The 10,053-nt window shown below is 71.3% G+C and carries 5 protein-coding genes; 2 read left to right on the top strand and 3 right to left on the bottom strand.

Annotation, left to right across the window (positions count from 1 at the left end):
- A partial coding sequence (locus tag ACFTWP_RS40765; protein ID WP_380270252.1) for a LacI family DNA-binding transcriptional regulator occupies nucleotides 1-94 on the bottom strand: 94 nt, incomplete at its 3' end.
- Nucleotides 95-670: 576 nt separating this feature from the next.
- On the opposite strand from ACFTWP_RS40765, the gene ACFTWP_RS40760 reads away from it, so the two are divergent.
- On the top strand, nucleotides 671-3,025 hold the full coding sequence (locus ACFTWP_RS40760) for a beta-L-arabinofuranosidase domain-containing protein (RefSeq protein WP_380270251.1): 2,355 nt from the start codon (nucleotides 671-673) through the stop codon (nucleotides 3,023-3,025).
- A gap of 67 nt (nucleotides 3,026-3,092) precedes the next feature.
- Complete coding sequence (locus ACFTWP_RS40755; protein ID WP_380270250.1) at nucleotides 3,093-5,438, top strand: AbfB domain-containing protein; 2,346 nt, start codon at nucleotides 3,093-3,095, stop codon at nucleotides 5,436-5,438.
- Between the two features lie 64 nt (nucleotides 5,439-5,502).
- Here the strand turns inward: ACFTWP_RS40755 and ACFTWP_RS40750 are convergent, their stop codons facing one another.
- Entirely contained in the window at nucleotides 5,503-7,728 is a 2,226-nt protein-coding gene (locus tag ACFTWP_RS40750; RefSeq protein ID WP_380270249.1) for an RICIN domain-containing protein, read from the bottom strand.
- 613 nt (nucleotides 7,729-8,341) lie between these two features.
- Complete coding sequence (locus ACFTWP_RS40745) at nucleotides 8,342-9,616, bottom strand: chitinase (protein WP_380270248.1); 1,275 nt, start codon at nucleotides 9,614-9,616, stop codon at nucleotides 8,342-8,344.
- Nucleotides 9,617-10,053: the final 437 nt, after the last annotated feature.

The following is a 10,053-nucleotide window of genomic DNA, read 5'->3' as shown; positions in this document are numbered from 1 at the left end:
CGGGGGTGACATGCGGGTAGTTGTTCACCACGTTCGAGACGGTCTTCACCGACACGCCCGCGAGCTGCGCGACGTCCTTCAGGCTGGCGCCCACGATTGTCCTTCCCTCGGCCGGCCGATCCGGCACGGCAGTGCCCGGCCCCAGTGTGGCCCGTCGGCCCGGCGTCGGCGGCACCCGGGCGCCCGGCGGGGCGTGCTCAGGTCCGGCGGACCCTCGACAGGTGGAGCCGGGTGACCACGACCGGGATCAGGAAGCCGCGAACACCGCCCGGTCGGACGGGGAGTGCTGAAGGACGAGGTCAGCATTTGCAACGTTATACACATCCAGCTCCTCGTCGACAAGAGAGCGTTCTCCGGCCTTTCTGAGCCAACCCCCGAAGCTCGTTCCCTCCTCGCCCAAGAGGCATGCCTGGTTTGGATCGAAGTCCGTCGGAGCTCTGGACACGACACCTGACGCATGCTCTTATGCCGTTGGCGAAGCCGTTTCTAACGTTGGAAGGATGACTCCTCCGCCTCGTCAGCTCCGCTCCGTGTCAACTCCCGCCCCACCGGGCCGCCCCGCCGCCCGCCGGACACCTCACCCTGCCCGTCCGGACGCGCGGTCGCCCCGAGGGCGGCCCACCCAGGCCTTCGTCAGGACTTCGGCTCCCCCCACCCGAGGAGTACCGCCATGCCCCTGAACCGTCGCCAGTTCGTCAACAGCGCCTTGGTCGCCGGCACTTCGGCCCTCGCCCTGGGCCGCGCGGATCCCGCGACCGCCGCCGCGTCCGCAACCGATCTGTCCACCTCCGCACCCCCCACCGCATCCGCCGCCGGGTCGGCCGGCAGGGCCTCGGTCGCTCCGGCGCGCGGGGGCCTCTACGCGCCCAACGCCGCCCCCCTGCAGCCCACCGCCTTTCTGCGGCTGCCCCCCGGCAGCATCACCGCCCGCGGCTGGCTGGACGGCCAACTCCGGCTGCAACTCGCCGGACTGTGCGGGCGCTACGAGGAGATCTCGCACTTCCTCGACATGAACACCAGCGGCTGGGTCCACCCCGAGCGCGCCGGCTGGGAGGAGGTGCCGTACTGGCTGCGCGGATACGTGGACCTCGCCATCGCCACCGGCGACGCCAACGCCCTCGGTACGGCCCGCCGTTGGATCGACGCCATCGTCGCCACCCGCCAGCCCGACGGGTTCTTCGGCCCGACCTCCCTGCGCACCTCGCTCGACGGCGGGCCCGACTTCTGGCCCTTCCTGCCGCTCACCTGGGCCCTGCGCACCTGGCAGGAGTACTCCGGCGACAACCGGATCATCCCGCTGCTCAGCGCCTTCTTCCGCTACATGGCCGCGCAGGGCCCCGGAGCCTTCAACCACAGCTGGATCTCGCTGCGTTGGGGGGACGCCCTGGACAGCGTGTTCTGGCTGTTCAACCGGACCGGGGACACCTTCCTGCTCGGCCTGGCCGACAAGATCCATGCGGGCGGCGCCAACTGGGTCGACAACCTGCCCAGCCCGCACAACGTCAACATCGCCCAGGGGTTCCGCGAGCCCGCCCAGTACGCGCTGCGCTCCGGATCCGCCGTGCAGACCCGCGCGGCGTACCGGAACTACGAGGCGGTGATGGCGCAGTACGGCCAGTTCCCCGGCGGCGGGTTCGCCGGGGACGAGAACGTCCGGCCCGGCTTCGGCGACCCCCGGCAGGGGTTCGAGACCTGCGGGATCGTCGAGTTCATGGCCAGCCACCAGCTGATGAACCGGATCACCGGCGACCCGGTCTGGGCCGACCGCTGCGAGGACCTCGCCTTCAACTCCCTTCCGGCGTCCCTGGATCCGTCGGGCAAGGCGGTGCACTACGTCACCAGCGCCAACAGCGTCGACCTGGACAACGTGCCGAAGACCCAGGGCCAGTTCCAGAACGGCTTCGCCATGCAGGCCTTCCAACCCGGCGTCGACCAGTACCGCTGCTGCCCGCACAACTACGGCATGGGCTGGCCGTACCTGCTGGAGGAGCTCTGGCTCGCCACCCCGGACAACGGCCTCGCCGCCGCGATGTACGCCGCCTCCACCGTCACCGCGAAGGTCGCCGACGGCACCGCGGTGACCGTCACCGAGACCACCGACTACCCGTTCTCGGAGACCGTCACCCTGCGGCTGTCGACCCCGCGCGCCGTGGCCTTCCCGCTCTACCTGCGGGTGCCCGGCTGGTGTTCGGCCCCCGCCCTGACGGTCAACGGCACACCGGTGGCGGCCCCGGCCGGCCCGGCCTACACCGTCGTCAACCGCACCTGGCACGACGGCGACACCGTCACCCTGCGGCTGCCGCAGCGCACCACCGTCCGCACCTGGGGCGCCAACCACGGCTCGGTCTCCGTCGACCACGGGCCGCTGACCTACTCGCTGCGGATCGGTGAGCAGTTCACCCAGTACGCGGGCAGTGCGGCCTTCCCCGAGTACGCCGTGCACGCCACCACCCCCTGGAACTACGGGCTTGCCCTGGACGCCGGCTCCCCGGTCTTCGCCGCCACCGGCGGAGCCCTCGCCGCGAACCCCTTCACCCAGGCCGGCGCGCCCTCCCGGATCACCGTCCCCGCCCGGCGGATCGCCGAGTGGCAGGCGGACGCCCAGCACGTGGTCACGCCGCTGCAGGACGGCCCGGCCCGGAGCACCGCCGCCGTCGAGTCCGTCACCCTGATCCCGATGGGCGCCGCCCGGCTGCGGATCACCGCCTTCCCCACCACCTCGCCCACCGGCCGGCCGTGGTCGCCGCCGGCCCCCTGGTACCGGATCCGGAACCAGAACTCGGGCAAGGTGCTGGGCGTGGACCTGATGTCGACGGCCGACAGTGCGCGGGTGGTGCAGTTCGCGGACAACGGGACGGCGGACCACCTGTGGCAGTTGGTGGACAGCGGCGGTGGCTGGTACCGGATCCGCAACCAGAACTCGGGCAAGGTGCTGGGCGTGGACCTGATGTCCACGGCCGACAGCGCCCAGGTCGTCCAGTTCGCGGACAACGGCACCGCCGACCACCTGTGGCAGCTGCTCTGACCGCCGGCCCGCCGCCCCGCACCGATTCCTCTCCCGACCCCCACCCCACCCAACCGGAGGAGAACAGATGCACACCCCCGCCCCGCCCCGGCCGTTAGCGGCCCGGCGCCGACTCGTCGCCCTGCTCGGCGTGTTCGCCCTGGCCGCGGCGATGCTGCTGGCCGGCCAGGCCCCCGCCCGCGCGGCCGCCTGGACGCCGAAGACCTCACCGATGACCACCCCCTGGACCAACCAGGTGCCGGTCGACAACCCGCTGCCCGAGTACCCGAGGCCGCAGCTCACCCGCCCCGACTGGGCCAATCTCAACGGCATCTGGGACTTCGCGGTGACCGCCGCCGGGGCCGGCCAGCCGGCCTCGTTCAACGAGAAGATCCGGGTGCCGTTCGTCGCGGAGTCCGCGCTCTCCGGCATCCAGCGGCAGATCTCCCAGAACGACAAGCTCTGGTACAAGCGCACCTTCACCGTCCCCGCCGGCTGGAACGGCCGCCGGGTGCTGCTGAACTTCGGCGCCTCGGACTGGCAGACCACCGTCTGGGTCAACGGGCAGCAGGCCGGCGGCGTGCACAGCGGCGGCTACGACGCCTTCTCCTTCGACGTCACGCCGTACCTCAACGGCGGCACCAACACCATCGTGGTGTCGGTCTACGACCCGAGCCAGACCGGTGGCGGCGCCGTCGGCAAGCAGCGCAACAACAACGGCGTCACCCCGCACTCGGGCGGCGGGATCTTCTACACTGCGGCGTCCGGGATCTGGCAGACCGTCTGGCTGGAGCCCGTCGCCCCGGCCCGGGTCAGCCGCCTCGACCTGGTGCCCAACCTGAGCGACAACACCCTGCGGGCCACCGTCCTCGCCGACGGCGCCTCGGGTCAGACCGTCCGGGTGACCGTCTCCACCGGAGGTACGGTGGTCGGCTCCGCCACCGGACAGATCGGCGGGCAGCTCGCGGTGCCCGTGCCGAACGCCCACCGCTGGTCGCCGGAGGACCCGTTCCTCTACGACGTGAAGGCCGAACTGCTCTCCGGCGCAACGGTGGTGGACACCGTCGGCAGCTACGCCGGCATGCGCACCATCGGCATCGCCAAGGTCGACAACGTCCTGCGCCCGGTGCTCAACGGCTCGTTCGTCTTCCAGACCGGCACCCTCGACCAGGGCTACTGGCCGGACGGCATCTACACGGCGCCCACCGACGACGCGCTCCGCTCCGACCTGCAGAAGCACAAAGACCTCGGCTTCAACATGGTTCGCAAGCACATCAAGGTCGAGCCGCAGCGCTGGTTCTACTGGGCGGACAGGCTGGGCCTGCTGGTCTGGCAGGACATGCCGGCGATGGACACCCGCACGCCGGACGCCGCCGCCCGCACCCAGTGGGAGGCCGAGTACCACCGCATCATCGACCAGCACCGCAGCTCGCCCGCCCTCATCCAGTGGGTGGACGAGAACGAGGGCTGGGGCCAGTACGACCAGGCCAGGATCGCGGGCGACGTCAAGGCGTACGACCCGTCCCGGCTGGTCGACAACATGAGCGGCGTCAACTGCTGCGGCGCGGTGGACGGCGGCAACGGCGACGTGGTGGACAACCACGTGTACGTCGGCCCCGGCAGCACCCTGCCCACCGCGACCCGGGCCGCCGTGCTCGGCGAGTACGGCGGGCTCGGCATCCGGATCCCCGGCCACGAGTGGTACCCCGGCGGCGGGTTCAGCTACGAGGACCAGTCGAGCCAGGCCGCCCTCACCGACCGGTTCGTCGGCCTGATCGACAGCCTGCGCAACAACCAGATGCCGGCCGGGCTCTCGGCCTCCGTCTACACCGAGATCACCGACGTGGAGAACGAGGTCAACGGCCTGCTCACCTACGACCGGCAGGTGGTCAAGGTGGACGCGGCCCGGGTCCGCAGCGCCAACCTGGCGCTGGTCGACGCCTCGCGCAACCCGCCGGCGCCGGTCACGCTGCCGGTCAACCAGTACAAGTCGCTGCGGGTCACCACGCCCGGGTACACCAACAAGTACCTGCGGCACTACACCGGGCTGGCCAACACCGACGTGGTCGACGCGAACAGCAGCGTCCTGCTGAAGAGCGACGCCACCTGGAGGATCGTGCCCGGCCTGGCCGACGGTTCCTGCTACTCCTTCGAGTCGCGCAACTACCCCGGCGAGTACCTGCGCCACCGGGACAGCAGGGTCTACCGGGAGGCCGGCAGCGGCGCCCTGTACAACTCGGACGCCACCTTCTGCGCCCACCCGGGCAGCGGCGGGGTCCGGCTGACCGCGCTGGCCTACCCGGACCGGTACCTGCGGCACATCAACTCCGAGGTCTGGATCGCCACCCAGGGCGGCAGCAACCCGTGGGACGGCAACCCGGGGAGCTTCCTGGCGGACACCACCTGGTCGGTCGACGCGCCCTGGGCGCCGTGACCCGAGACCGGAGCCGTGGTGCGGGGCGACACCCCGCCCCGCACCACGGCCGACCCGGGTCAGGTCAGGGGTAGCTGACCAGGTTCGCCACGTTGCTGCCCGAGTTGGACGGGCCACCGGTGTTGTTGATGACGTGGGAGATGGTGCCGGTGCCGCCGAGCGAGACGGTCACCATGCTGTGGAACCGGACGCCCGCGGTGTTCGGCACCTCGAAGGAGTGCGCCTCGACGACCGCCGGGTTGACGTTGAAGTAGGCGTAGCTGCCCAGCCCCCACGCCTCGTGGCTGGTCACCGCCGGGGCGACCTTGTACGCGGCCCAGCCCTGGGTGGATCCGTTCATCCAGGCGCTCTGGTTCGGCGGGTCGTAGGGGAGTTCGTTCTGGTAGAAGTACGTCCGGCCGCCGTTGCCGTTCCAGATGGTCTGGTACTGCTGGTAGTGCTCGACGAACAGGCCGTACATGGTGACGTCGTTGCCGTTCACCACCAGCCCGTTGGCGGCGGTGTTGCTGGTCCAGCCCACCCCGCTGCCGTGGTCGGCCCGCCAGAGCCAGAGGTGGTCCCCGATCACGTTGTTGCTGTTCACCACGAGGCTCTGCGCGGCCTTGCCGACACCGGCGCCGCCGATCCGGAAGAACACGTCGCTCAGCGAGGTCGGGTTCGCCGCGTGGTTGGCGGTGGAGCCCGCCGGGCCGACCTGCACCAGCACGGAGGAGCTGGTGGTGCCGGCGTCGATCAGCAGTCCGGCGAGCTTCACGCCGTCGACGTCCGCCACCGAGAGCGCCGTCACGCCGTTGTCGGGGACGAGGGTGGCGAGGCCGAGGCCCAGCACCACGGTGTCCGGGCGGGTCACCCGGACGGTGTCCGAGAGGTGGAAGACACCCGGGGTGAAGAGCAGGTTCTTGCCGGCCGCCAGGGCCGCGTTGATGGTGGCGGCCGAGTCGCCCGGCTTGGCGATGAAGAACTGCGAGATCGGCAGGGAGGAGCCGGCGGTGCTGCCGCCCGCCCAGCTGGTGCCGGAGGTGTTGGTCCGCAGGGCGGGGACGAACACCTGGTAGCCGCCGGCCTGGTCGACGTAGAGGAAGGGCTTCTCGCGGACGGCGGGGGCCTGCCCGACGGCGGTGATCGGCGGGTTGGGGAAGGTGGTGGCGGGGGCTCCGTTGACGCCGACGAAGACCATGTTCCAGTTGGAGCCGGACCAGCTGCCGAACTGGTCGCTGCGGGAGAGCCACTGCTGCTGCGAGCCGGAGCGGACCTGGCCGTCGATCTTCGAGTCGGACAGGAAGCCGCCGCTCGACCAGCCGCCGTCGTCCAGCGCGAGGTCACCGCGGACGTGCACCCGGCGCATCGGCGCGGCCTGCGAGACGGCCCAACGGTTCGTGCCGCCGGAGGGGTTGACGGAGAAGTTCTCGGCGTCCCGCCAGAAGTTCTGGGTGGCGTTGCCCTGGAACCAGTCGGCCTCGGCGTGCACGGCGCCGTTGATGGTCACGTCGTCGGGGGAGAGGCCGAGACCGGCCACCTGGGTGTAGAAGCCCACGTTGGCGTCGACGTTGTAGCTGCCCGGCTTGAACAGCAGCGCGTAGCGGGCGCTGCCGAACTGGTTGCTCTCCTGCTGGGAGAAGACCGAGTTGAGCGTGGACTGGATGGTCCCGGCCGACATCGACGGATCGAAGATCTTCACGTTCGGCCCGAAGTCCGGCGTACCGGCCGGGGGAGTGGGCGTGCCGAAGGAGAACGACTGCGCGCCGGTGCCGTTGCAGGTGTACTGGCCGAGCTGGACGCTGTCGGCGGTCGAGGCGGCCGGGACGTCCAGGCACTTGCCGCTGTTGCGGTTGACGAAGTGGTACCAGCCGCCGCCCTCCGCGACGGGCTGCCACTGCTGGTTCAACCCACCCGAGTAGGACCAGAGTTGGATCAGCGCGTTGTCGGCGGTGGAGACACCGGTGACGTCCCAGGCACGGCTCGCGTCGAGCTGGCTGTTGACGCGGACGTTGCCGGAGTCGGTGGCCTGGAGCTGCCACTGCTGGGCGTTGCTGCCGTTGCAGGCGTACTGCTGGACGGCGGTGCCGTCGGCGGCGGCCGCCGCGCGGGCGTCCACGCACTTGCCGCTGGCCTTGTTGACCACGGTGGTCCAGCCGGTCGGCGGGGTGTCGGCGGCCTGCGCGGTGGGGGCGGTACCCAGGGTGAGTCCGAGGGTGGCGAGCAGCGAGCCGGTCACCGCGAGGGCGAGGCCCCGGTACCGGGCGCCGTTCGGCGTCCGCCGTACGGGCGGCGGGAGTTGTGGTGCGGTCATGGAGATCCTCCGTCTTCGGCGCCTTGGGGGTGGCACCGGCCGTGGACGTCCGGCGCCGGTGCTGCGCCGAGCGGCCGTTGGACACGTGTCGAGATCGTTCCCGCGGGCTCGTGACGCCCGTGCGCGGGTGGAGCGTGTCAGCCGTCGGACGGGTCAGGGGCCGTCGTGGTACAGCCCGGAGTCGGCGCGGTGGCGCGAACGGGCTTTGTTCGGCTCTTAGTTCAAGCCGCGATTTAACTGTGCGGACAGGGCCGCGTCAAGTCTTTCGGGAGAGGACGGGGCGTTGCCGCGCCGGCGCCGGTGGTATGGACCACTGCGATGCAGGTGGCGGCGCGGCCGGTAGTCGGGTCACCGAACCGTGCGGGGCCAACTCCCCTGGCGGACAAGGGGTGAGGGTGCCATCGCGGTCGTGGTCGCCGCCGCGGTCGGGCCCGGTGGGCCGCCGCCGGTTCTGCCGGTCGACCGGTTCTGGACATGCCGGTACCGCCCCCGGCGGTGCGGCAGCACCTCCGGGGACGGCGGCCCGGCGGCCCGTCCGCCCGGCCTCGGCACAGGGCGGGGCGGGGCGGACGGACGGGGTCAGGCAGGCGTCAGGCCCGCCGACGGGGACGGGTCAGCAGGCGCCGTCGTCGGCCCAGACGCCCCACTGGCCGCTGGCGGTCGGAACCTCGTTCAGCGTCCACCACTTGGCGTGGTACTTGTGGCCGGCGTACGAGACCTTGTTGCCGTTGGTGTAGGTCGTGCCCGCGTTCCACGCCGGGTCCGTGCAGACCCCGCCGGGGTTGGTCGGCGAGACGGTCGGCGAGGCGGTGGCCGTGGGGCTGGCGCTCGGGGTGCTGGTGGGCGGAACGGCGCCGGCGAACTTCACGGTGTACTTGGTGAAGTCCCAGTCGGCCTGGGCCACGCTGGAGCAGGAGCCCGACAGGCCGGGGTCCACCGTGCCGGCGCACTGCCGGTCGCGGTTGACGGACCAGTAGGTGTAGCGCGCCAGACCGTGCGAGGTCGCGAAGTCGAGCACCGTCTGGAAGTCGGCCTGCTTGAAGTACTCGGCCGCGTCGGTACGGCCGTTCATCAGCGAGACGCCCTCGTGGGCGTAGGCGGTGGCCTCGCTCCAGCCGAAGGTGGTGCGCAGCAGGCCGTTGAACTTCACCAGCGCGTCGGTCTGCGCGGCGGCGCCGTTGAAGCCGCCGTCGAACGGCATGATGGAGAAGTTGTTCGGCGTGAAGCCCTGCGACTTGGCCTCGTTGAGCATCTGCTGCCCGAACCAGCCGGTGCCCGCGTTGGTGCCGGCCGTGGTGATCGACACGTACAGGCCGGGGTTGTTCTGCTGGAGGATCCGGGCCGCGCCGATCTCGTTGTGGATCGCCGCGGTGTTCTCGTACTCCGGCTCCTCCAGGTCGAAGTCGATGGCCTTCAGCGCGTACTTGGTGATCACCTTCTGGTAGCCGGCGGCGGTCGCCTCGGGGGTGCCGCAGCTCTGGCCCAGCTTGTTGCCGCCGTAGCCGCCGATCGACACCGAGACGTCGCCGCCCTTGTCGCGGATCTTCTGGATGACCGCCGGCATGGTGGTGTCGGTGTCGATCGAGGAGGTGCCGCCCCAGGCGGGCTTACAGCCGCCGGAGTCGAGGATGAAGGCCAGCTGGAACGCCTTCTGGCCGGTGGCGTCCATCACCGCCGCGACGTCCGGCGGGCTGTTGTCCTCCGGCATCAGGTAGGGCGCCGAGGCGTACCAGTTGCTGCCGAGCGCGGTGGTCGTGCTGGCGGAGGCGAGCGCGTCGCCGCCGCTGACCAGTGCGGTCAGGCCGCCGGCCAGCAGGCCGAACGCGGCGACGGCCGTCGCGGCGCGCCGGCGCCGCCGGTGCCGGACGGGCTTGGGAGGTGCGGGCATCACCGGAGGCTGGCTTCGTTCCATGGTGAACCTCTCAGGGCAGGCTGTGGGGGAGGCCGCCGCCCATGGTGTGGGAGGCCGTGGCCCTTGCGCCGGTGGGGACTTGGGCGCCGGGCAGCGGACGGATCGGCTTGCCCCTAAGTTGGACTAGACCAGTGGACAGGTCAAGGCCTGGGCTCGGCCTTAAGGCGCACCAACGGAACATTTGACCAATCGTTGACCTGTCGGCGACAACTGGCGTCCGGTCAACCCGTTCGCCGGGGGCCGCCGTTGTCCGCACCGGTCGCGAGCCCCGCCCGGGCGCGGGAGTCCTGGGCACAGGGTCCCGGGCCGTGGGCCGGGCACCCCCCCCGGGGGGCGCTCGCGCGGTACGCGGGCGACCTGGAGGCAGCCGGGAACGGCCGACCGGGGCGTACCGCACACCGTGGGTGCGGTAC

Source organism: Kitasatospora sp. NPDC057015, assembly GCF_042673745.1.
Classification (GTDB): domain Bacteria; phylum Actinomycetota; class Actinomycetes; order Streptomycetales; family Streptomycetaceae; genus Kitasatospora.
This window is presented reverse-complemented; position numbering and strand designations above follow the sequence as displayed.

Coding starts and splice junctions, on each gene's coding strand:
- ACFTWP_RS40760 (WP_380270251.1), top strand. CDS start 671: ATGCCCCTGAACCGTCGCCAGTTCGTCAACAGCGCCTTGGTCGCCGGC.
- ACFTWP_RS40755 (WP_380270250.1), top strand. CDS start 3,093: ATGCACACCCCCGCCCCGCCCCGGCCGTTAGCGGCCCGGCGCCGACTC.
- ACFTWP_RS40750 (WP_380270249.1), bottom strand. CDS start 7,728: ATGACCGCACCACAACTCCCGCCGCCCGTACGGCGGACGCCGAACGGC.
- ACFTWP_RS40745 (WP_380270248.1), bottom strand. CDS start 9,616: ATGCCCGCACCTCCCAAGCCCGTCCGGCACCGGCGGCGCCGGCGCGCC.